The 21,173-nt window shown below is 62.0% G+C and carries 20 protein-coding genes; 12 read left to right on the forward strand and 8 right to left on the reverse strand.

All coding sequences use genetic code 11. The annotated features are described in order from the left end of the window. Window positions 1–33: 33 nt before the first annotated feature. The 3 genes from ispG to HYPGJ_RS14405 all read left to right on the forward strand — a co-directional run bounded on the left by ispG (window position 34) and on the right by HYPGJ_RS14405 (window position 3,703). A complete protein-coding gene (gene ispG / locus HYPGJ_RS14395) occupies window positions 34–1,299 on the forward strand; it encodes a flavodoxin-dependent (E)-4-hydroxy-3-methylbut-2-enyl-diphosphate synthase (protein WP_046847749.1) in 1,266 nt (421 codons plus the stop codon). A 227-nt stretch (window positions 1,300–1,526) separates the two neighbouring features. Beyond that, window positions 1,527–2,849 (forward strand): NAD(P)/FAD-dependent oxidoreductase, encoded by a 1,323-nt coding sequence (locus HYPGJ_RS14400; protein ID WP_046847750.1) that lies wholly within the window; start codon window positions 1,527–1,529, stop codon window positions 2,847–2,849. A 182-nt stretch (window positions 2,850–3,031) separates the two neighbouring features. Next, the gene (locus HYPGJ_RS14405) at window positions 3,032–3,703 is read left to right on the forward strand and encodes an outer membrane protein (RefSeq protein WP_052750915.1); all 672 of its coding nucleotides are present in this window, start codon (window positions 3,032–3,034) and stop codon (window positions 3,701–3,703) included. Between the two features lie 26 nt (window positions 3,704–3,729). Here HYPGJ_RS14405 and HYPGJ_RS14410 read toward each other — a convergent pair whose 3' ends face one another. After that, the gene (locus HYPGJ_RS14410) at window positions 3,730–4,635 is read right to left on the reverse strand and encodes a polyprenyl synthetase family protein (protein WP_046847751.1); all 906 of its coding nucleotides are present in this window, start codon (window positions 4,633–4,635) and stop codon (window positions 3,730–3,732) included. 102 nt (window positions 4,636–4,737) lie between these two features. Between HYPGJ_RS14410 and mtgA the strand changes: the two genes are divergently transcribed. From mtgA to HYPGJ_RS14430, 4 genes are all read left to right on the forward strand, one after another. Continuing rightward, entirely contained in the window at window positions 4,738–6,048 is a 1,311-nt protein-coding gene (mtgA, locus tag HYPGJ_RS14415; protein WP_244466169.1) for a monofunctional biosynthetic peptidoglycan transglycosylase, read from the forward strand. Between the two features lie 203 nt (window positions 6,049–6,251). After that, window positions 6,252–6,437 carry a 50S ribosomal protein L32 gene (gene rpmF, locus HYPGJ_RS14420; RefSeq protein WP_013216730.1) on the forward strand — a complete coding sequence of 62 codons (186 nt, stop codon included), beginning with the start codon at window positions 6,252–6,254 and terminating at the stop codon, window positions 6,435–6,437. A 147-nt stretch (window positions 6,438–6,584) separates the two neighbouring features. Continuing rightward, window positions 6,585–6,989, forward strand: a complete 405-nt coding sequence (locus tag HYPGJ_RS14425) for a hypothetical protein (protein ID WP_046847753.1) — start codon at window positions 6,585–6,587, stop codon at window positions 6,987–6,989. A 218-nt stretch (window positions 6,990–7,207) separates the two neighbouring features. Beyond that, window positions 7,208–8,929, forward strand: a complete 1,722-nt coding sequence (locus tag HYPGJ_RS14430) for a bifunctional diguanylate cyclase/phosphodiesterase (protein ID WP_052750916.1) — start codon at window positions 7,208–7,210, stop codon at window positions 8,927–8,929. A 31-nt stretch (window positions 8,930–8,960) separates the two neighbouring features. Here HYPGJ_RS14430 and phaR read toward each other — a convergent pair whose 3' ends face one another. Further along, the gene (gene phaR / locus HYPGJ_RS14435; RefSeq protein WP_046847754.1) at window positions 8,961–9,617 is read right to left on the reverse strand and encodes a polyhydroxyalkanoate synthesis repressor PhaR; all 657 of its coding nucleotides are present in this window, start codon (window positions 9,615–9,617) and stop codon (window positions 8,961–8,963) included. Window positions 9,618–9,888: 271 nt separating this feature from the next. Between phaR and HYPGJ_RS14440 the strand changes: the two genes are divergently transcribed. Next, complete coding sequence (locus HYPGJ_RS14440) at window positions 9,889–11,079, forward strand: acetyl-CoA C-acetyltransferase (RefSeq protein ID WP_046847755.1); 1,191 nt, start codon at window positions 9,889–9,891, stop codon at window positions 11,077–11,079. A gap of 89 nt (window positions 11,080–11,168) precedes the next feature. Further along, window positions 11,169–11,894 carry an acetoacetyl-CoA reductase gene (gene phbB, locus HYPGJ_RS14445; RefSeq protein ID WP_013216725.1) on the forward strand — a complete coding sequence of 242 codons (726 nt, stop codon included), beginning with the start codon at window positions 11,169–11,171 and terminating at the stop codon, window positions 11,892–11,894. Between the two features lie 99 nt (window positions 11,895–11,993). On the opposite strand, the gene HYPGJ_RS14450 is transcribed toward phbB, so the two are convergent. The 3 genes from HYPGJ_RS14450 to gloB all read right to left on the reverse strand — a co-directional run bounded on the left by HYPGJ_RS14450 (window position 11,994) and on the right by gloB (window position 15,388). Next, window positions 11,994–13,952 carry an NYN domain-containing protein gene (locus HYPGJ_RS14450; protein ID WP_046847756.1) on the reverse strand — a complete coding sequence of 653 codons (1,959 nt, stop codon included), beginning with the start codon at window positions 13,950–13,952 and terminating at the stop codon, window positions 11,994–11,996. Between the two features lie 210 nt (window positions 13,953–14,162). Further along, the gene (locus HYPGJ_RS14455) at window positions 14,163–14,597 is read right to left on the reverse strand and encodes a cupin domain-containing protein (RefSeq protein ID WP_046847757.1); all 435 of its coding nucleotides are present in this window, start codon (window positions 14,595–14,597) and stop codon (window positions 14,163–14,165) included. A 20-nt stretch (window positions 14,598–14,617) separates the two neighbouring features. Further along, complete coding sequence (gloB, locus tag HYPGJ_RS14460) at window positions 14,618–15,388, reverse strand: hydroxyacylglutathione hydrolase (RefSeq protein WP_046847758.1); 771 nt, start codon at window positions 15,386–15,388, stop codon at window positions 14,618–14,620. Window positions 15,389–15,541: 153 nt separating this feature from the next. Here gloB and HYPGJ_RS14465 point away from each other — a divergent pair, with 153 nt between their 5' ends. Further along, the gene (locus tag HYPGJ_RS14465; RefSeq protein WP_244466171.1) at window positions 15,542–16,279 is read left to right on the forward strand and encodes a methyltransferase domain-containing protein; all 738 of its coding nucleotides are present in this window, start codon (window positions 15,542–15,544) and stop codon (window positions 16,277–16,279) included. A 66-nt stretch (window positions 16,280–16,345) separates the two neighbouring features. On the opposite strand, the gene metW is transcribed toward HYPGJ_RS14465, so the two are convergent. Beyond that, window positions 16,346–16,999, reverse strand: a complete 654-nt coding sequence (metW, locus tag HYPGJ_RS14470; RefSeq protein ID WP_046847760.1) for a methionine biosynthesis protein MetW — start codon at window positions 16,997–16,999, stop codon at window positions 16,346–16,348. Next, a complete protein-coding gene (locus HYPGJ_RS14475) occupies window positions 16,996–18,198 on the reverse strand; it encodes a homoserine O-acetyltransferase (protein ID WP_101536140.1) in 1,203 nt (400 codons plus the stop codon). Before HYPGJ_RS14475 ends, metW begins: the two co-directional genes overlap by 4 nt. Before the next feature lie 146 nt (window positions 18,199–18,344). Here HYPGJ_RS14475 and hisC point away from each other — a divergent pair, with 146 nt between their 5' ends. Both hisC and HYPGJ_RS14485 read left to right on the forward strand, forming a co-directional pair. After that, on the forward strand, window positions 18,345–19,448 hold the full coding sequence (hisC, locus tag HYPGJ_RS14480) for a histidinol-phosphate transaminase (RefSeq protein ID WP_046847761.1): 1,104 nt from the start codon (window positions 18,345–18,347) through the stop codon (window positions 19,446–19,448). 32 nt (window positions 19,449–19,480) lie between these two features. Then, window positions 19,481–20,410, forward strand: a complete 930-nt coding sequence (locus tag HYPGJ_RS14485) for a prephenate/arogenate dehydrogenase family protein (RefSeq protein ID WP_083984192.1) — start codon at window positions 19,481–19,483, stop codon at window positions 20,408–20,410. A 30-nt stretch (window positions 20,411–20,440) separates the two neighbouring features. Here the strand turns inward: HYPGJ_RS14485 and HYPGJ_RS14490 are convergent, their stop codons facing one another. Continuing rightward, entirely contained in the window at window positions 20,441–20,866 is a 426-nt protein-coding gene (locus HYPGJ_RS14490) for a hypothetical protein (protein ID WP_013216716.1), read from the reverse strand. Window positions 20,867–21,173 lie beyond the last annotated feature (307 nt).

The following is a 21,173-nucleotide window of genomic DNA, read 5'->3' on the forward strand; positions in this document are numbered from 1 at the left end:
AACGTCGCCAATGGGGCATGGAGAGGTTGGCTGATGTCGCTCAGCGACAGCATCACGATGAAACCGCGTCATCAAACTATCGCGGTCAACGTTGGCGGCGTGATCGTTGGCGGGGGCGCGCCGGTCGTCGTCCAATCGATGACGAACACCGATACCGCTGACATCGCGTCGACGGTGAAGCAGGTGGCCGATCTGGCCCGCGCCGGCTCCGAGCTCGTGCGCATCACGGTCGATCGCGACGAAGCCGCTAAGGCCGTGCCGCATATTCGCGATCAGCTGCGCAAGCGCGGCGTGACCGTGCCGCTGATCGGCGATTTCCACTATATCGGCCACAAGCTGCTCGGCGAAAATCCCGACTGCGCCGAAGCACTCGACAAATATCGCATCAACCCCGGCAACGTCGGTTTCAAAGACAAGAAAGACAAGCAGTTCGGCGCCATCATCGATATGGCGATGAAGCACGGCAAGCCGGTGCGCATCGGCGTCAACTGGGGTTCGCTCGATGCTGAACTCCTCACGCATTTGATGGACGAGAACGCCAAGGCCGCGGAACCGCTGCCTGCGCGCGCCGTCATGCACGAAGCTATGGTGCAATCGGCGCTCCTGTCGGCCGAACGCGCCGAGGAAATGGGTCTCGGTGCCGACCGCATTGTCGTCTCCGGCAAGGTCTCGTCGGTCCAGGATCTGATCGCCGTTTATCACATGCTCGCGCAACGCGGCCGTTACGCGCTGCACCTCGGTTTGACCGAAGCGGGCATGGGTTCGAAGGGCATCGTCGCCTCGTCGGCCGCCATCGGTATTCTGCTGCAGAATGGCATCGGCGATACGATCCGATTTTCGCTGACGCCCGAGCCCGGCGGTGACCGCTCTCAAGAAGTCCGCACCGCGCAGGAACTGTTGCAGACGATGGGCCTTCGCTCATTCGTCCCGGTCGTTGCGGCGTGCCCCGGTTGCGGCCGTACGACGTCGACCGTGTTCCAGGAACTCGCGCGCGACATACAAGACATGATCCGCGATCGCATGCCGGACTGGAAGACACAGTATCCGGGCGTCGAAACGCTGAACTTCGCCGTCATGGGCTGCATCGTGAACGGCCCGGGCGAGAGCAAGCACGCCGACGTCGGCATTTCGCTTCCGGGCACCGGGGAGTCGCCTGCCGCCCCCGTCTTCATCGACGGCAAGAAGGCGATGACGCTGCGCGGCCCGAATATCGCGACCGAGTTCAAGGCGATCGTCGAGGATTACATCGCCCGCCGCTTCGCCGCGCCCGGCATCGCGAAAAGGGACGCTGCCGAATAGCTAGGCGGCGTCGATCCCGCGTAAATTAAGATTTATCGTTCAATCGCTTAAGCGGCTTTAACTTATGGCGCCGCCGCCATTTGCGACGATCCTTCGCTCGCACCGTTTGCCGGGCCGGGCTAAGTGTTATCCGGCGATTACCACTTCTGAAGATGAACCCACGCAGGCGCTTTCAGGTTTGCTAGACGGTTCGTCTTGTCAAACGGCCACGAAGGATTTCATCCGGAATGAGCGACAGAAGTAGCACCTCCGAACGCCACCTCGTCATCGGCGCCGGTCCGGTCGGGCTCGCGATGGGCGCCGCGCTGAAGCACCGGGGAATTCCTTTCGACATCGTCGACGCCGGCTCGGGCGTCGGAGGCAACTGGCTGCACGGCGTCTATCGCTCCGCACATATCGTATCGTCGAAGAAGGCGACCGAGTACGCCGACTATCCGATGCCGGAGGAGTTTCCGGATTTCCCTTCCGCCGACCAGATGCTGTCGTATCTCAACGCGTTCGCCCGGGATCGCGGACTGCTTCCGCAATGCGAATTCAATAAGGTCGTTGCGTCCGTCGTGCCGGAAGACGCGAGCCGCTGGACCGTGACATTCGCCGACGGCGAAACGCGAACGTACAAAGGCGTCGTCGTCTGCAACGGCCACCACTGGGATAAGCGATATCCGGAATTCCGCGGCACGTTTACCGGTGAAATTCTTCATTCGAAAGATTACCGCGACGTCTCGCAGGTTCAGGGCAAGCGCGTGCTCGTCATCGGCGGCGGCAATTCCGGCGTCGATATGGCGTGCGATGCTGGCCGCTTCGGAGAGAGCTGCGATATCAGTCTGAGATCCGGCTACTGGTATCTGCCGAAAACATTTCTCGGACGCCCCCTGACCGATGTTCCGATCTGGGGCCTGCCGATCTTCATGCAGCGCGCGCTCTTGAAGACGATGGTCAAGCTCACCATCGGCGATTATCGCCGCTACGGATTACAGCGGCCCAATCACAAACTGTTCGACCGCCACCCGGCATTCGGAACCGATCTCTTGAGCGCCATTCGCTTGGGACGCGTGAAGCCGCGCCCCGCGATCGATCACGTCGACGGCAACATCGTGACGTTCACTGACGGTTCGAGCGGCGCCTACGATCTGATTATCGCCGCAACGGGATTTCACGCATCGTATCCGTTTTTGCCCGACGGTCTGATCGAAGTGAAAGACAATGTCGTGCAGGTCTACGGCGGCGCGTTTCCGGCAGGAATTCGCGGGCTTTATATTGTCGGATGGGCGCAGGCGCGAAACGGCTTTGGCCGCCTCATCACGCCGCTCTCGGATTTATATGCGCGCATGATCGCGATGCAGGACGAGTTTGAGTTCCCGATTGGCACACTGATGGAGCATTCGTTTACACAACGTCTGCCCACGTCCCATCTCGTGGATCCTGAAAAATCGCGCCGCGAAATTCGCCTCGCGCATTTGGTTCTGCCGCTGCTCAAAATTCGCGACAGAAGAATGGCTCGCAAAGAGGCATTCGCCGCGGAAAAGGGACGCATACCGATTAGGGCTTAGTGCTGGAAAATGTAAAAGCCGCCATTAAAGGGCTGAGAATAATACTCACGGAATAGCAATTATTTTGCGGCATGACTGCTACTCGATTAGCGCATCCGTGCCGCCTAAATGGAACCCTATATTCTGTTAGGCGTTGTCGGGGGCAACAGGCCCACGAGGCTGTTCTTACGGGGTAAAAAACTATGAGAGCGTTGAATCTGAAGTCGATGCTGCTTGGCAGCGCGACGGCGCTGGTAGCTGCGAGCGGCAGCGCCATGGCCGCTGACCTTGGGCCGTATCAGCCCTACAATCCTCCGCCGGAGGCGGCGCCAATTTATCAGCCAGCGATTTGGGACGGCGCGTATATCGGTATCAACGGTGGCTACGGCTGGTCGGATGCGCGTCCGACGGAACCGGAAGGCGGATTTGGTGGCGGCCAGATCGGCTACAACTGGCAGCGTGATCGCATCGTCTTCGGTCTCGAAGGCGACTTCCAGGGCGCTGGCATCAGTGGCCGCGCCTACACCTTCGACGGTGATACCGCGCGCAGCGATATGAACTGGTTCTCGACCGTACGCGGCCGCCTCGGCTTCGCGAGCGGACCGTGGCTGCTCTACGCGACGGGCGGTCTCGCAGTCGCTGACGTCGATCATCGCGCCAACCTCGAAGGCCAGAGCTTCCGCGGCAGCGATACTCTGACGGGTTATGCCGTCGGCGGCGGTCTGGAATGGAAGTTCTCGCAGAATTGGAGCGCGAAGGCTGAGTACCTGTATCTCGGTCTCGGCGATTCCAAGCTGACGGCGGACAACGGCGACTTCGTACGCATCAACAACGACGTTCAGACCGTCCGCGTCGGTCTCAACTACCACTTCTGATCGATCGATCCCGGCTGAGCCCCTGATCAGCTGTCGCGTCGGCCCATGTGCCGCGCGGCGGCGATCAGGGGCTCTGCTTTTGTGCCGAACGGTTCGAGCGCTGCGACAGCCGCGTCGATCGTGCGATCGAGATGCCGTCGGGCTTCCTGAATTCCGAGCAGCCCGATGAGCGTCGCCTTGCCTGCGGCGGCATCCTTGCCGGTCGCTTTGCCGACATCCGCCGCGCTGCCTTCCGCATCGAGAAGATCGTCGCTGATCTGGAACGCGGTTCCGAGATGCTCGCCGTATGTCTTGAGCGCAGCCCTGTCGCTCGGACTGGCGCGCCCGAGGATCGCGCCCATCTCGCATCCGACCGTAATCAGGCACCCGGTTTTCATCGCCTGCAGCCGCACGATATCTGCAATCGTGGCCGCGGGCTGATCCGGCAAACGCCCGGCCTCGAGATCGAGCATCTGCCCGCCGACCATGCCGATGGCTCCGGACGCGATCGCAAGCGCGTGCGTCAGCTCTGCCCGAGCTTCGGCATCGTCATGACGCCGGGGATCGCTCGTGAGTTCGAACGCGATGGCCTGCAGCGCGTCGCCGACGAGGATGGCCGTCCACTCGTCGTAGGCTTTCCAGACCGTCGGCCGCCCACGCCGCAGTTCGTCGTTGTCCATGGCAGGGAGATCGTCATGGACGAGGGAATAGCAGTGGATGCATTCGAGCGCGGCGGCCGCCGGCAGCGCCGCATCGCGAGCCACGCCGAAAAGCCCGGCACTTTCGAAAACGAGGAACGGCCGAAACCGCTTGCCACCTGCGAGCACGGCGTGGCGAAGCGCGTCAGCCAGGCGAGGGGGCGTCCCATTGGCCTGTTGTTCCGCCAGGCATTCCGCGAGAAAACCCTCGACGGCCGTTGCGGCATTGCCAAGCTGGGCAAGAAATTGTGACACTACCCTCAACCTTCCTCGTATGGCCGCGCCGGCACTCAACATGGCCATTGTTCGATGTTACCGGCCGTCGCGGTATCGCACTGCAATCAGAATAAGCAAAGCATGGATCGGTCGCAGGAGACATCAGAGCGAACTGCCGCGCCGCCTGTCGAAACCTCGGCGGAGGATCGGCTGCTTGCGCCGGCGGTTGAGGTGCTCGCTCGGGTGCACACGGATGCTCGATGCGAACAGGTGCCGCTCGTGCCCCCGCGACCCTTGCCGCCTCTGGCATTTCGAACTCCGCCCCACCTCGACGCGCAAGCTGACATCGCCGTGCCGGTGCCGATGCCGGCACGTTTTTTTCAGCGTTCTGGCCCCGCGTTTGAGCCCGGGGAAAGCCCGCCGCCTTTGCCGCCGGTTCCGGATGCCGAGCAGAAGTTTCCTGTCGATACCCTGTTCTCTGACATCGACGCGGAAGCCGCCGCGCGTTCGCTGGCGGCTGTCGCGGCACCAGAACCAGAGCCCGAGGCAAGACCGGACGAACCTCCGCAACCGACGTCCGAAACCAGCGCCGCGCCGCCGCCGAACCTCGGGAGCCTCATTCCCGGCGCACCCAGGCTCGAAATGCCATCCCGTCGTCCGGACGCCGCCTTTACCGGGCTGCAAGCCGATTTTGCCGGCAGGGCTGACGGAAGCACAGGACATACGGGCTTTCCGGCGGCGACCGGAGAGTCTGCACCTCGCTCTCTATTTCGCAGACTGCTGAGGATTGTCGTGTGGGTCGTCGTTGGCTGGCTCGCCATCGTGCTGACGCTGATGGCCGCTTACCGCTTCATCAATCCGCCGGGTTCGATGCTGATGCTGCAGCAATGGCTCTCCGGCCAGCGGATCGAGAGCACATGGGTCCCGATCGAGGAAATCTCGCCCAACGTCATTCGTGCCGTCGTCGCAAGCGAGGACAGCCGCTTCTGCGATCACCACGGCATCGACTTCGAAGCGCTCGCCGGAGCGGTCTCGGACGTCGGGAGCGGCGCGGCGCGCGGCGCCAGCACGATCTCGATGCAGGTCGTGAAAAATCTCTTCCTCTGGTCGTCCAGAAGCTACATGCGCAAGGCCGTCGAGCTGCCGCTGACATTGCTCATGGAAACGCTTTGGCCGAAGCGGCGGATCATGGAGGTTTACCTCAACATCGCGGAGTGGGGCCCCGGCATCTTCGGGATCGAAGCGGCGGCGCAAGCCCGCTTTCGAAAGCCAGCGAGGAGCCTGAGCGCCGGGGAGGCCTCCCGCCTCGCCGTGGTGCTTCCAAACCCGCGTATGCGCAACCCCGCCAAACCCGGCCCTGGCATGCAGCGCCTCGCCCGCGTCATCCAGATGCGGATGCGCGCGGCGGCGAGCGTTCAGACGAGCTGCGTTCTGCCAAGACGCCGCATCTGACGCCGCTTTTGGGCCTTTCAGCCGGATTTTACGGGGGGACTGGCATTTCTCGTCTAATTTGCGTATAAGCCGCGCCCTGGGTTCTGAGCGTCGCCCAAGTCCGGCGTTGCCAGGCTAATCCACAATCAATATAGCGTTCGGCATCCCCGCCGCATGTCCGGCGGCTCCGCAGCTTTCGCGCGGGGGCAATTTGGAGCAATACAATGGCAGTTCCGCGCAAGAAGACGTCCCCGATGAAGCGGGGCCAGCGGCGTTCGCATGACGCCCTGAAGGCTCCGGCTTACGTCGAGGACAAGGACAGCGGTGAGCGTCGCCGCCCGCACCACATCGACCTCAAGTCGGGCAAGTACCGCGGCCGCCAGATCCTGCCGCCGGCTTCTGACGAATAAGCACTTCTCCGGTTGCCTTAAATTGGACTAGGCTGGCGTCCTTGATGCCGGCCTTATTGATTTTTGACGCGCGCGCTTGCTTGGCAAATCACAGCGCGCGTGCCAAAAAGCCGGGCGCGCTTGCGCATCATATGTCAGGAGAAACTTATGTCCGTTAGAGCCATTCCGCTCTTGGTCCTTGCTTTCGTCCTCTACAACGCCATCGTTTTGACGTTGGGACTGGAAGCCCTGACAAAAGAAATTTTCCATCTCCGGCTTTTGAGCGGCGGCGAGTGGGTTTTCACATGGGGTGATTTCATCCTGCTCGCGACGCTGATCCTGCTGTTCATCGAGATCGTCAAATCCACGTTCACGACCACATCGACGCTGATCGATCACGCGCTTTCGATGGTGGTGTTTGTTGCAGTCGGCGTCGAATTTCTGACCGTCCCGCAGGCGGCCACGTCCATTTTCTTCCTGATCTTGATCGCAACGATGATCGACGTCATCGGCGGTTACACCATCGGTATTCGTGTCGCTCGCCGTGATCTCAACATCGGCGCCGACCAATAATTGACGCGGCGCGGCCTCGAACGGCCGCGCATTCCGCGTGCGATATTCGATCTGTTTTCAAACAATGCTTCAGGCATTGTTAGGCCAGCCTGTTGCGAAACCAGATTTACGGCAGAGCATTCGTCGATATTGGACCACGCTTGCGTGCCGATCGCTGAAAGACGTGATTTGAGGTTGTAGAATTGACGTCCCGGACCCCCGTCCCTGGGAACGAGCAAGTGGCTGATCCGGACCCGGATCAGAAGCGCGACGCATTGGCAGAATCCGGCAATCTCGACCTGGTCGGCATCCTCTCGTCCATTGAGGAAACCGCTTACGCCTGGGACCTCGTCTCCGGCCGTATCGAATGGGGCAGCAACGCTGCCGCGATCCTCGGCGTCGGTGACCTCGCCAAAATCGCGACAGGCGCGGCCTACCATGCCCTCATCGCGCCCGAGAACTTAAAGGATCGGCTGCAGGTCTTCTCACGCGGCGTCGCAGCCGATCGCGTTCGCGGCGTACCCTACCGCGTCCAGTACCGCATCACGCCAGGCGGCCCGCGAAGCTGGAAGACGATCCGCGTCGAAGATCATGGCCGCTGGTGGCCCGGCGCCGATGGCCATCCCATTCACGCCCGCGGCGTGATCAGGATCATCGACGATCACTATCTCGAACAGCAACGCCAGCTCGTTCGCAACGACTTCGACGAGCTGACCGGACAGCTCAATCGCATCCGCCTCACTGAAGCACTGGGTTCCGTTCTCGGCCGTATCGAGCGCGAGCCGCAATCGTGCGGCTTCTTGATGGTGTCGGTGAACAACCTCGCCGTAATCAACGATACCTTCGGCATCGCGACCGGAGACGAAGCGATTTCGGAAGTTGCGCGCCGCATTCGCGGCAAGCTGCGCGGCGGCGACATCATCGGCCGTTATGCGTCGAATAAGTTCGGCATCATCATGATGAAATGCGGACCTGAAGCGCTGCGCGTTGCCGCCGAGCGCTTCCTGAAAGTGGTCCGCGACTCCACGATCAAGACATCGGCCGGCCAGCTGTCGGCGACGATTTCGATCGGCGCCGTCGTGATTCCGCATCAGGCGAATTCGGTCCAGGACGCGGTGAATTTTGCCCTTCGCGCGCTCGACGCGGCGCGTTCGCAGCGCATCGATTGCTTCGTACTTTACGAACCGCTGCCGGGCAGCGAAAGCGTCCGCGTCCGCAACAGGACGATCGCCAACAACGTCGTCGAAGCCCTCGACGACAACCGTATGCGATTGGTTCTGCAGCCGATGGTGTCCGCCAAGTCTGGCAAGGCCGAAATCTACGAGTGTCTGCTTCGCATGGAGAAGCCTGACGGTCAGATCGTACCGGCGGGCGAATTCGTCCCCGTCGCGGAGCAACTCGGATTATCGCGCTTGATCGACCGGCGAGCGCTGGAACTGACGATCGCGCTTCTGAAAAAGCATCACGATCTGGTGCTCTCGCTCAACGTGTCAGGATTGACCTGCTCCGATAAGGAATGGATCGCGGCGCTGCTTCGCCTCAGCGATGGCCGCAAGGATATTCTGAGCCGGTTGATCGTGGAAATCACGGAAACAGTCGCGATCGAGGACCTCGATCAGACGATTAACTTCGTCGACACACTGAAGGAATTCGGCTGCCGCGTCGCGATCGACGATTTCGGCGCCGGCTACACATCATTCAAGAACTTGAAGCTGCTTAACGTCGACATCGTCAAGATCGACGGCGTTTTCGTGAAGAATCTCGCCAACGACAGCAGCGACCGCATCTTCATCAAAACGATGATCGATCTGGCGCGCATATTCGGCATGGAGACGGTCGCCGAATGGGTCGGCGACGAGCACTCGGTCAAGCACCTGACCGATGCCGGCATCGACTTCATGCAGGGGTTCTACTACGGCCTCCCGATCGACGCCGCCGACTACGTGTCGAAGAAACCTTAAACGATCTTCCGCTCGGTCGACGGCCCTGAAACTAGGGCCGTGACTGAGACAGTTTCTCGATCTTTTGCTGCATGGCCGAAAGCTGCGACTTCAGCTCGCTGAGTTCGTCGCGACCACCGGCAGAAGCATCGCTTTGCGCCGGTGCCTGCGGCTGTACGGCCTCGGGCGACTTGCCTTCGCCGCGTTGTCCGCTCGCCGCCGAACCGAAGGAGGCCCACATCGACATCGCCTGCTCGAACATCGCCATGTTCTGCCGCGCCTGCTGCTGATAGAACTCGAACGCGGCTGCGGGATTTGAGAACGCCGAAGCGAACTGCTCGCGGAAGCGCACCTGTTCTTTCGCCAGATGCTCGAGGCTGAACTGTAGGTAGCTCGGCACCATCCGCGCAATGCTGTCATCGTAAAAACGAATGAGCTGGCGGAGGAAGGGAATTGGCAGTAGCGCCTGTCCGCCCTCGCGGCTTTCCTGCTCGACGATGATCTGGGTAAGAACCGCGTGGGTCAGGTCGTCGCCGTTCTTGGCATCGTAAACGACGAAGTCACGATCTCCGCGCACCATCTTTGCGAGATCCTCGAGCGTGACGTATGTACTCGTCTCGGTGTTATATAGACGCCGGTTTGCGTACTTCTTGATGACGACGGCTTCGCGTTTGGGAGCCTGGGCTTGAGGTTCTGGGTTGCTCAGCATCGCGTTAGCGTTCTCTTCTCGTATGTTTGGGCGCTTGTTGCTGCACTGCGGCAGCGTACCACACCGAGGGGGGCGCCCGCCAGCCGATTCTGTCACTCTTTTGGGCGGGCTCGGAGCACTACGATTGGGCAGTCTAGCCAAGAGGTCGCAATTGCTGAAAATATCTCCGCACTGCAAAGTGTCCTCGCCTTTTGCCTGATGCCAAGAACGCTCCGGCGTCGCGCGAGACATTCGACAAATTAAAGAAGTTTGCCCAGGGAGGGGCCGCCTTATGAGCGAAGATTCTTCGACGATTGTGATTGCAAGCGCAGCCCGCACGCCGGTCGGTTCATTCAACGGCGCGCTCGCATCGTTGCCGGCTTCCAAGCTCGGCGAAATCGCGATTAAGGCCGCTCTCAAGCGCGCCAATGTTCAGCCGGGCGACGTTTCCGAGGTCATCCTCGGTCAGGTTCTGACGGCCGCTCAGGGTCAAGGCCCCGCGCGTCAGGCATCTGTCGGCGCGGGCGTGCCGGTGGATTCTCCCGCCTGGAGCGTCAATCAGATTTGCGGTTCGGGCTTGCGCGCCGTCGCGCTCGGCATGCAGCAGATCAAGACCGGAGACGCGAAGATCGTCGTCGCCGGCGGCCAGGAAAGCATGAGCCAGTCGGCACACGCCGGACACATGCGCGATGGCACCAAGATGGGCGACTTCAAGCTCATCGACACGATGGTGAAAGACGGCCTCTGGGACGCCTTCAACAACTACCACATGGGCACGACGGCCGAGAACGTCGCGCGCCAGTGGCAGATCACGCGCGAAGATCAGGACAAGTTCGCCGTCGCTTCGCAGAACAAAGCCGAAGCCGCACGCAAGGCTGGCAAGTTCAAGGACGAGATCACGCCCGTCACGATCAAGACGAAGAAGGGCGAGACCGTCGTCGACCAGGACGAATACATCAAGGAAGGCGTGACCATCGATAGCGTCGCAAAGCTGCGCCCCGCTTTCGATCCGAAGGAAGGCACGGTCACGGCCGCGAACGCATCGGGCATCAATGACGGTGCAGCCGTCGTCGTCCTGATGACCGCCGAAGAAGCCAAGAAGCGCGGTATCAAGCCGCTTGCCCGCATCGTGTCGTGGGCCACGACCGGCGTCGATCCGTCGATCATGGGCACGGGCCCGATCTCGGCTTCTAAGAAGGCGCTCGAAAAAGCCGGTTGGACGGTCGCCGATCTCGATCTCATCGAAGCCAACGAAGCGTTCGCCGCACAGGCGCTCGCCGTCAACAAAGGCCTCGGCTGGGATACGGAGAAGGTCAACGTCAACGGCGGCGCGATTGCTATCGGTCACCCGATCGGTGCTTCCGGCGCGCGCATCCTCAATACGCTTCTGTTCGAAATGCAGCGCCGCGATGCGAAGAAGGGCCTCGCCACGCTTTGCATCGGTGGCGGCATGGGCGTCGCTCTGTGCGTCGCTCGCGACTGATTAACGTCTCATGCGCGGCCGGATCGCTATAATCCCGGCCGCGTCTTCTCATCCAGTTTTCCGATACAAAAAATCCAGGGAGAAAAAGTATGGCAAGGGTCGCCCTCGTCACCGGAGGCACGCGCGGCATTGGGCACGCGATCTCAATCGCCTTGAAGAATAGCGGCTATCGGGTCGCGGCAAGCTACGCAGGAAACGACGCTGCAGCTCAGGCTTTCCAGGCCGAGACCGGCATCCCCGTCTACAAGTTCGACGTCGGCAACTACGAAACGACGGAAAAAGCGGTCAAGCAGATCGAAAAGGATCTCGGACCCATCGAGGTGCTCGTCAATAACGCCGGCATCACGCGCGATACGATGTTCCACAAGATGACCAAGCAGCAGTGGGACGAAGTCATCGGCACGAACCTCAACGGCCTGTTCAACGTCACGCGCCAGGTCTGGGAAGGCATGCGTTCGCGCAAGTTCGGCCGCGTCATCAACATTTCGTCCATCAACGGCCAGAAGGGCCAGATGGGCCAGGTCAACTATTCCGCATCGAAGGCGGGCGACATTGGCTTCACGAAGGCGCTGGCTCAGGAAGGCGCACGCGCCGGCATCACCGTCAACGTGATCTGCCCTGGCTACATCGCAACCGAGATGGTCAAGGCGATCCCGCAGGATGTGCTCGACAAGGCGATCCTTCCGCAGATCCCCGTCGGCCGCCTCGGTGAGCCGAACGAAATCGCACGCGCCGTCGTGTTCCTCGCGTCGGACGAAGCGGGCTTCATCACCGGTTCGACGCTCTCGGCCAACGGCGGTCAGTACTTCGCCTGATCGTCCTCGTCACTGAGCACCAAATTAAAATGGCCGCCTTTTGAGGCGGCCATTTTTTTATGTCTGAATTTCACCGGGCGAGTTGAGCGAAACTCTCCCCTAGCCCCGGAAGCGCGATCTCACGATGCGCGGAAATTCTTCTTCGTTCTGGTTCTGCGTGTAGGGGTTGAGCCCCTTCTGCTCCGCATCCCGCTGCTCGACGATGTGCTGGCGGCCCTCTTCGAGGCTCCACCACTGCTCGCCGGAGGTCTGTGCCGGAGCATGCGGTTTCGGCGCTGGAGCGGACGGAGCCTGCGGTTGTGCTCCGCCACGGCCGCCGTACGGCAACGCGCGAGACGCGGCCGGCGGCTGCGGTGCCGAGAACCACGCCTCGACGAGATCGAGTTCGTCAGCCGAAAGGCTCAAGCCTTGGCTCCGGCAGCGTGCAACCACGAAATTGCGGAAGCGGCTCGCGAACAACGTCGCGCTCGTTCCCTGCTCGAACCACGGATCGCTCTCGCTGACGACGTCGTAGATGAAGCGCAAGTCGTCGCGCTTGACGTCGAGGCCGAACTCGCGCGCCCGCTGGGTTATGTTGACGAGCGTTTGCGCGCCCTGAAGTCCGTTGGCCGTAACTTCCTGCGCCATGACGTCGAACAGCACGCGATATTCCGCCGGCGCCAGAGCCGGAGCCTGGCAAGCCTCGTGAATGCGTGCGATCGACTGCTGGATCTGCGTTGCCTGCTCGCCGCTGCGCGGCGCTGAGGACATCGGTGGCGGCGGTGTCTGCGATGCCGCTGGCCGTTGCGGTTCGCGGCCACGCTCGGGCTGATATCCGGAGGGCTGTCCCGGCGGCGGAGCGGACGGCCGCTGCTGGCCAAGCGGCTGGCGAGCCATCGGCGTCGTAGCCGGTGAAATTTCAGGACCGCGCGACGGCGGCAGCGGCGGTGCGGGCGGCACCGGAGCCGAGCTTGCCGGCGGTGCATAACGCTGCTGCGGAGCCGGCTGGAAAGCCGCCGGCTGCTGCGGCTGTTGCTGCAACGGCGTCGATTGCTGGATGGGCTTCGGAATGCTCGGCGTTGACGGGCGCGCAATCGCTTTCGCTTCTGCGGCCGAAATCTCTGCCGAGATTTCGCGGCTCCGAGGTTCGGGCGTCGGCGCTGCAAGCTGCGGCGCGATCAATCCGGCGGCGGAAATATGCCGGTTCGCATCGAACACGGTGTAGGGCGGCGTGTCGCTGAGATGAATGTCCTCGGGAAGATCCGCGAGCAACAGATCGCGGAACGAGCCGTATCCGCCCCAGTTCGTCCCGACAGTCTTGTCGCGCCCGATGACGCGCACCGAACGGTCGGCGAGCGTTTCGAGCGGAACCGCCTGCGGCGCGCTACGCACGAAGTCGACAACTTCCGCCAGGATCGCCTTGCGCGCCGCCTCGACGTCGATCACCGGCACGGCAGCCGTGATTTCACGCGGAGTTTCGCCCGTGATCGCGCGGCTGTTCGTCAAGAGCGCCAGCAGATCCGACTCCTTGATCTCGCCGTCGCTGATAGCCGTGTAAGGAAGCGCCGTATGATCGTTGGCATAAACGACGGTGCGGCGCGCATGCGCCCGAAGCCGGTGCAGCACCGGCGTGAAGTCGGCGTCGCCCGACAGAATGATGAATTCATCGAAGAAGGTCGGATGGTTCAGGATATCGCTGACATCCATGACGATGCGGATATCCGCCGAGTTCTTCAATTGCTGCGTCAGCGGCGGGCAGTCGATGACCTCGAAGCCCGAGCGCTGGAAATGGTGCCGGATGAACGGAAACGAACACATGTCCGTCGAATTGTCGTGCGCGTTCCGGCGCGGCTGCGAATTTCCGTAGCATCGGCTCATGACGATGCGCCGTTCCGTCGGCACGGGCAGCGAAGTCTTGGATGTAATCAGCTCTCCCGACGCGATGCCCTGCAGCCAGATGCTGCTGTCCTTCGCGAAGCGCTTCGCGGCATCTTCGTTTTTGCGCTTCAGAGAAAGATAGACGTTGTCGTAATCGACAAACACCGTTGTTAGAACGGGTCCTGAGGACTCGCGTTTCATGGACTACAACCCCCGTGTGAATCCGAACGTGATTCGAGGCTCACTGTTGACGAGTCTGGGGCCGCCAGCAAGAAGCGCCAGCTAAGCCGCTATCCAAAGAGACAAATAAGCCGTGGATGGACTGAGGATACGCCACGCCCTCGTCAAACGACTCTGGGGACGACGTGTGGATGGCCATCGAAAGGCTTTGATCTGTTGCAGCTTCGCCGCTCAATCGAGCGGGGAGAAGTCCGCCGCCGCCAATTTGAAACCGGCGAAATCGAATCCCGGCGCAACCGTGCACCCGACCAGCGTCCAGGCGCCGAGACTGCGCGCCCGCTGCCAGAAATCCTTCGGAACCACGGCTTGCGGACGCTCCCCGGCCGCGAGATCCGATCCGAGCCGAACGGCGGTGATCGGCCCTCCGGCGGGTGAAAGCTCCAGCAGCAGCGGCGCGCCGGCGTGGTAGTGCCACCCCTCGGCGGCATCGACGGCGTGCCAATGCGACTGTTCGCCCGCTTTCAGCAGGAAATAGATCGCAGTCGAGGCCGAACGCTCGTCAGCCTGCACATCGTCGCGGAACGTCTCTCGAAAATGGCCACCCTCCGGATGCGGAGTAAGCCCCAGTAGCTTGATGACCTCGTCGGCGGAAAGATCGCGCTGCATCCGGCTTCTCGATTTCGCTGCTACGCTTTGTTCTTCAGCTGCCGCAGCCGCGCGAAGACCTCCCAATCGGGGGCGCCATCCAGACCGAGCCGCGCACGGATCATGCGCGATCCCGGCCGCAGAAATGGGTTCGTCGCTTTTTCCAGATCGATCGTCGTCGGGATCGTCGCTTCTCCGGCCGTGCGCGCCGCTTCCACATCCGCGACACGGGCCTGCAGCGCGGCGTTCTCCGGCTCGACATTCATCGCGAAACGGGCGTTGCCGAGCGTATATTCGTGGCCGCAATAAATGCGCGTATCGCCCGGAAGAGCGGCGATCTTCGAGACCGAATTCCACATCATCTGCGGGTCGCCTTCGAAGATGCGGCCGCATCCGAGCGAAAACAGCGTGTCGCCCGTAAAGACCAATCCGTCGTCGGGCAGATGGAAGGTGACGTGGCCGAGCGTGTGGCCGGGCGTCTCGAGCACGCGGATGGGATGTCCCGCAAATTCCAGCTGCGTCGCCTCGGTGACGCCGCGCGTCAGCCCGGGAATCCGTTCTGCTTCGGCTTCCGGTCCTGTGACGCTTGCGCCATAATGGCCCTTGAGTTCAGCAATTCCCGCCGTGTGATCGGTATGATGATGCGTGATGAACAGATGATTGAGCCGCCAATTGCGCGCGTCGAGAGCCGATTTGATAGTCGCGGCCTGCGGCGCGTCGATCGCTGCCGTCTCGCCGGAAACCGGATCGTGCAGCAGCACGCAATAGTTATCCGCGAGGCAAGGTAAAAGGACGATTTCGAAGGTTGCCATGCTGAGAGTCTGGTAGGGCTCAACGCTCATGTCAAACGAAACGGAACAATGCAGCGCTTCTCCCTAAGTAGGTCTTCCGACGCCCGACATCGCAGAACCGATTGGTTCGACGTGGGCAGCATTGGATAAGCGCGGCCGTTAAGACGTATGCCGATGGATGCGACAAACCTGAGAGATTTTTATCGCTCGCCGCTCGGCAGGCTGGCACGCCGCCAGCTGTCGCTCGTCATCCGGCAGCGCTGGAAGAATCTCGACGGTTTGAGCGTTGCGGGTGCGGGCTTTGCGTCGCCGTTTCTCGGAGCCTTCCGGACCGAAGCGGCGCGGCTCGCGTGTCTGATGCCGGAACGGCAGGGCGCGCTCGTCTGGCCGCATTCGGGCCAGTGTCATTCCGTTCTCGTCAACGAAGCGCAATGGCCGTTGCCCGACAATTCCATCGACCGTCTGCTGGCGATCCATTGTCTTGAACAGGCCGAGCGCACCGGTCCGCTGCTACGCGAGATGTGGCGCGTGCTGAAGCCGAGCGGGAGCATGCTCATCGTCGTTCCCAATCGTCGCGGGCTTTGGTCGCGCATCGACGCGACGCCATTCGGATACGGGCTCCCGTTCAGCCGCGGCCAGCTCGAAACGCAATTGACCGACGCGCTGTTCGCGCCCGATCGTTGGGGCGAAGCGCTTTATTTTCCGCCTCTCAGCAATCGTCTGATGCTGCGCATGGCGCCGACGCTCGAACGCATGGGATCGAGCATGTCGGTCGGCGTTGCGGGTGTCATCATCGTCGAAGCGCATAAGGAAGTCATGGCGCCGATCAGCGGCAGCGTGAAAGCGATTCCTGCGCAGCCGGTCTTGAAGCCCGTCAACACAACCAGGCCAGCCGGCGTCCGCCGCCACTAGAAACCTTCTGCAAAAGTCGGCTTACGTCATGGCCGCCCTTGAGGCGAGCCATCCAGGGCAGCACGATCAGGTTTTCGATCGTTTCGGGCCGTGCAGCAGGAACACGGCTTTCTCACCGAACAGATTTTGCATCGACAGCGACCACTTGATCGGCAGCCGCCGGTCATGATCGTTGAATGCGACTGCGCGCTCGACCGTGGCGTCGACGCGTTCGCAAAGGTCAGCGAAATCGCGGATCGTGCACAGATGCGCGTTCGGCGTCAGATACCAGAGGTCCGGCAGGTTGTCCGTCACCGGCATCCGGCCGCCGATCAACAAGCCGGTGCGCACGCGCCAGTGCCCGAAGTTCGGAAACGACACGATCGCACGCCGCCCGATGCGCAGCAGATTTTCGAGCACGGTCATCGGCTGCCGCGTCGCCTGAATCGTGAGTGAAAGAATGGCGTAGTCGAACGCCTGATCGGGATAATTGTCGAGGTCGCGGTCGGCGTCGCCCTGGATGACCGACAGCCCGCGCGCAACGGCCTGGTTGACCTTGTCTCGCTGCAATTCGACACCACGCCCGTCGACGCCCCGGCGCTCCGCCAGAAGCTGAAGCAGCTCGCCATCGCCGCAGCCGACGTCGAGAACGCGTGCCCCGGCTTCGACCATCTCGGCGATCAGCACATGATCGACGCGCGGAGATTTTGCCTTGGCGAGCGAGCGGTCCGGTGCGTTCATGCCCCATTCCCCGCCGTTCCAAGACCGCGCTTGAGCGCCGCCGCATTGAGAAAACCGCGAACCGTCGCATGAAACGTCGGCTCGTCCAGAAGGAACGCGTCGTGGCCCTTGTCGCTTTCGATTTCGACAAACGATACGTTCGCCGCAACCGCGTTCAGCGCCTGCACGATGCGACGGCTTTCGCGCGTCGGATAAAGCCAGTCCGACGTAAACGACACGACGCAGAATCGCGTCTGCGTCCCGCGAAACGCGTCGGCAAGCACACTGCCGCGTCCCTCGCGCAAATCGAAGTAATCCATCGCGCGCGTGATGTAGAGATAGCTGTTCGCGTCGAAGCGATCGACGAACGACGATCCCTGATGGCGTAGGTAGCTTTCAACTTGGAAGTCCGCGTTGAACGAGAACGTCTTCTCCGACCTGTCCTGCAGGCTGCGGCCGAACTTCCGATGCAGCGCCTCTTCCGAAAGGTACGTGATGTGCGCCGCCATGCGCGCCACCGCGAGGCCGTTCCTCGGGACTTTGTCGGTCGCGTAATAGTTGCCGCTCTGCCAGTTGGGATCGGCCATCACGGCCTGTCGCCCGACTTCGTGGAACGCGATGTTCTGCGAGGAATGCCACGCCGTCGTCGCGATCGGCACCGCCGCGAAGACGCGATCCTTGAACCGCGACGCCCACTCGACGACCTGCATGCCGCCCATCGATCCGCCGACGACCGCAAAGAGCTGGTCGATGCCGAGATAGTCGATCAGGCGCGCCTGGGCTTCGACCATGTCTCCGACGGTGATGACCGGAAAATCGAGCCCATACGGCGCACCCGTCTTCGGATTGATCGAAGCCGGCCCGGTCGATCCCATGCAGCCGCCGAGCACGTTGGAGCAGATGACGAAAAACCGCTCGGTGTCGATCGGCTTGCCGGGGCCGACCATGATGTCCCACCACCCGGGCTTGCCGGTGATCGGGTGCTGCGTCGCGACGTACTGATCCGCGGTTAGCGCATGGCAGATGAGAATGGCGTTCGATTTCGCCGCATTCAAAGTTCCATACGTCTGATAGGCGACCGAAAACGGCGCCAGATCCTGCTGGCAGGCCAGATGCAGCGGCGCGCTGACGTCGAAATGCGCGATCTGGCTCGACGGTGCGTCAATCTCCGACTGTCGCCGCGCAACGGAGGCAATAATGTCAGACTGGGCAGCGGTCATCGAGTCGGCCGGAATCCGGGATTAAGGGTGTGGCGGCTTGCTAGGCCTGCTGCCATTAAAGTCAACTTTAAACTTTGATTTCAACTGGTGAAGACCCTATCAATGCGCCCGCTAATGGCAAATCCCTACAATAGCTTGAGAAGAATATGGTAACGACGGCGCCCATTGCACGCCCAGGCATTCTGAGCATTGAGGCCTATGTCCCTGGCGAGAGCAAGGCGCTGGGCAACGTCAAGCCCGCGAAGCTGTCGTCGAATGAGACGCCGCTCGGTCCGAGCCCGCACGCCATCGCGGCCTTCCAGGCGGCCGCCTCCGAGCTTGAACGATATCCGGACGGTCAGGCGACGCTGTTGCGCAATGCCTTGGCCCGCCGCTACGGGCTCGACGCCGCGCGCATCGTCTGCGGGTCGGGTTCCGACGAGCTGCTGGGTTTGCTCGCGCGCGGCTACCTCGGCCCGGGCGATGAAGCGATCTACACCGAGCATGGCTTCCTCGTTTACCGCATCGCCATCCTGACCAACGGCGCGACGCCCATCGTCGCTCCCGAGCACGGCCTCAAGACCGACGTCGATGCGATCCTCGAGCGCGTCACGCCAAGGACGCGCGTCGTGTTCGTCGCCAATCCGAACAACCCGACCGGAACGTACATTCCGATCGACGAGGTCCGACGCCTGCGCGCCGGGCTTCGCGACGACATCCTGCTCGTCCTCGACGCCGCCTATGCCGAATACGTCAGCCGCAACGACTACGAGGCGGGCCTCGAGCTTGTCGCCACCACGACGAACACGGTGATGACGCGCACGTTCTCGAAAATTCACGGCCTCGCGGCGTTGCGCATCGGCTGGGCCTATTGTCCGGCGAACGTCGCCGACGTGCTCAATCGCATCCGCGGACCGTTCAATCTGTCGGCGCCGGCCATCGCCAGCGGCGCGGCGGCGATTGAAGATATCGAGCACATGGAGCGCGCCAAGCACCACAATGACGAATGGCTGCCCTGGGTCGTGGACGAGCTGACAAAGCTCGGCTTCGACGTGACGCCGAGCGTTACCAACTTCGTGCTGTTCCATTTCAAGGACGATGCCGTCAAAACCGCCTCGGCGGCCGACGAATACCTGAAATCGCAGGGCGTCATCGTTCGCAAGGTCGGCGCTTACGGCTTCCCCAATGCGTTGCGTATGACCATCGGCTCGGAGGCCGACAACAAGCGAGCCATCGCAGCCTTGGCGCAATTTCTGAAGGGCGCGGCGTGATGGAAAATGCTGTGAGGAGCGAGCGCGCGCCGATGTTCAAGCGCCTGGCGCTGATCGGCGTCGGCTTGATCGGCTCATCGATCAGTCATGCCGCGCGCCGTGCCGGATTGGTCGGCGAGATCGTCGGCGCGTCGCCGACACCTGCCACACGCGAGCGCGCCGAAGAGCTTGGCCTCGTCGCTAAAATGTATGCCGACCCGGCCGACGCCGTGCGCGGCGCCGATCTCGTTATTTTATGTTCTCCGGTCGGCACGTATGAAGCCGTCGCGAAAGCCATTGGCCCGCACCTCGAACAGGGCGCGATCGTGACGGACGTCGGCTCGGTGAAATGCGCCGTCGTGCGCGATGTCGCGCCGCATGTCCCTGAAGGCGTGCACTTCATCGCAGGGCATCCGATCGCGGGCACCGAGCAATCGGGGCCAGACGCCGGCTTCGCCGAACTCTTCGACGGGCGCTGGTGCATTCTGACCCCCGGCGACACCGTCGATAAAGACGCGCTCGCGAAGCTGCAGGAGTTCTGGCGTAAGCTCGGCTCCGAAGTCGAGGTCATGGCGCCGGAGCATCACGACATGGTGCTCGCGATCACCAGCCACTTGCCGCATCTCATCGCCTACAACATCGTCAACACCGCCGCGCACCTTGAGCGCGTGACGGATACGGAAGTCATCAAATTCTCGGCAGGCGGCTTCCGCGATTTCACGCGCATCGCCGCGTCCGATCCTGTGATGTGGCGCGACGTCTTTCTGAACAACAAGGACGCGGTGCTCGAAATGCTCGGCCGCTTCTCGGAGGACTTGTCCGCGCTTCAGCGCGCCATCCGTTTCGGAGATGGCGAGACGCTGGAGAAGCTGTTCACCGAAGCGCGCGCAATCCGGCGCGGCGTGATCCATGCCAACCAGGATACGCCGCAGCCCGACTTTGGCCGCCGCGCAACCGGCGACGCAAAAGTTACGCAGCGTTAGCTTTGTGTGAGCGACGCGACGTGACGTGATTTACGCCGAGCGCGGACCCGCCGAGAATTGCGCCGTGATCAGATCTTCTTCGACGGCGAGCGCTTCCTGCTCCGAAGCCGCGAGCAGATGGACATGCACTTCGTCCGCGCCGAGAGCCGACGCGTGCTGGCGGATTTCCGCAAGGTTCAAGGTGGCGTTCTGATTGCGCAGGCGGCCGATCGCAAGCACGGTGCGGGCAGCTTTGTTCGTGCGGCGCACGAGGATATAATTCGCGTCCTCGATCGCCGGGCAATCGAAAAGACTGTAGACGGTGTGCACGTAGCGCTTGCCCGAAGCGCCGGTCCAGAAATGGAAGCGCGGCGGATTTTCCGAAACCAACGGCGCCGTATCCACGAACGGCTGACTGGCTTCTTTGCTGGTGCGCCGCGTACGGACGTCGGCAAGCCAGATGATCTCGGCACTCATAACGCACACCCCTGATCGGCGAACTCTCGCCGTAGATTTCCTTGCGCCTGTGATACCCCGCTGGAATGTGAGGAATCGTGAACTTTGGATCGAAAATTTGACCGGCTGGCTCGAGCCGAGCGCGCGTGGTCAATGAAGTGTTGAGAACCTCGCGAATTGCGCACACTCCAGGTGAGCATTGGCGACAAGCGAGCGAGCAAATATCAACATTTGCTAACGGACGGATTTTCGCGGCGGCAACAATGCGGCAATCCGGCGGCGAAGGAGGGATCAAGCCGCCGCGCGCTGCCGCAATCCGTTAACGGAC

It is taken from the genome of Hyphomicrobium sp. GJ21, assembly GCF_001006785.1.
Lineage (GTDB): Bacteria > Pseudomonadota > Alphaproteobacteria > Rhizobiales > Hyphomicrobiaceae > Hyphomicrobium_B.

What these genes read in the sequence shown, in the direction of transcription:
- ispG (WP_046847749.1), top strand. Translation starts at nt 34, where the DNA reads ATGTCGCTCAGCGACAGCATCACGATGAAACCGCGTCATCAAACTATC.
- HYPGJ_RS14400 (WP_046847750.1), top strand. Translation starts at nt 1,527, where the DNA reads ATGAGCGACAGAAGTAGCACCTCCGAACGCCACCTCGTCATCGGCGCC.
- HYPGJ_RS14405 (WP_052750915.1), top strand. Translation starts at nt 3,032, where the DNA reads ATGAGAGCGTTGAATCTGAAGTCGATGCTGCTTGGCAGCGCGACGGCG.
- mtgA (WP_244466169.1), top strand. Translation starts at nt 4,738, where the DNA reads ATGGATCGGTCGCAGGAGACATCAGAGCGAACTGCCGCGCCGCCTGTC.
- rpmF (WP_013216730.1), top strand. Translation starts at nt 6,252, where the DNA reads ATGGCAGTTCCGCGCAAGAAGACGTCCCCGATGAAGCGGGGCCAGCGG.
- HYPGJ_RS14425 (WP_046847753.1), top strand. Translation starts at nt 6,585, where the DNA reads ATGTCCGTTAGAGCCATTCCGCTCTTGGTCCTTGCTTTCGTCCTCTAC.
- phaR (WP_046847754.1), bottom strand. Translation starts at nt 9,617, where the DNA reads ATGCTGAGCAACCCAGAACCTCAAGCCCAGGCTCCCAAACGCGAAGCC.
- HYPGJ_RS14440 (WP_046847755.1), top strand. Translation starts at nt 9,889, where the DNA reads ATGAGCGAAGATTCTTCGACGATTGTGATTGCAAGCGCAGCCCGCACG.
- phbB (WP_013216725.1), top strand. Translation starts at nt 11,169, where the DNA reads ATGGCAAGGGTCGCCCTCGTCACCGGAGGCACGCGCGGCATTGGGCAC.
- HYPGJ_RS14450 (WP_046847756.1), bottom strand. Translation starts at nt 13,952, where the DNA reads ATGAAACGCGAGTCCTCAGGACCCGTTCTAACAACGGTGTTTGTCGAT.
- HYPGJ_RS14455 (WP_046847757.1), bottom strand. Translation starts at nt 14,597, where the DNA reads ATGCAGCGCGATCTTTCCGCCGACGAGGTCATCAAGCTACTGGGGCTT.
- gloB (WP_046847758.1), bottom strand. Translation starts at nt 15,388, where the DNA reads ATGGCAACCTTCGAAATCGTCCTTTTACCTTGCCTCGCGGATAACTAT.
- HYPGJ_RS14465 (WP_244466171.1), top strand. Translation starts at nt 15,542, where the DNA reads ATGGATGCGACAAACCTGAGAGATTTTTATCGCTCGCCGCTCGGCAGG.
- metW (WP_046847760.1), bottom strand. Translation starts at nt 16,999, where the DNA reads ATGAACGCACCGGACCGCTCGCTCGCCAAGGCAAAATCTCCGCGCGTC.
- HYPGJ_RS14475 (WP_101536140.1), bottom strand. Translation starts at nt 18,198, where the DNA reads ATGACCGCTGCCCAGTCTGACATTATTGCCTCCGTTGCGCGGCGACAG.
- hisC (WP_046847761.1), top strand. Translation starts at nt 18,345, where the DNA reads ATGGTAACGACGGCGCCCATTGCACGCCCAGGCATTCTGAGCATTGAG.
- HYPGJ_RS14485 (WP_083984192.1), top strand. Translation starts at nt 19,481, where the DNA reads ATGTTCAAGCGCCTGGCGCTGATCGGCGTCGGCTTGATCGGCTCATCG.
- HYPGJ_RS14490 (WP_013216716.1), bottom strand. Translation starts at nt 20,866, where the DNA reads ATGAGTGCCGAGATCATCTGGCTTGCCGACGTCCGTACGCGGCGCACC.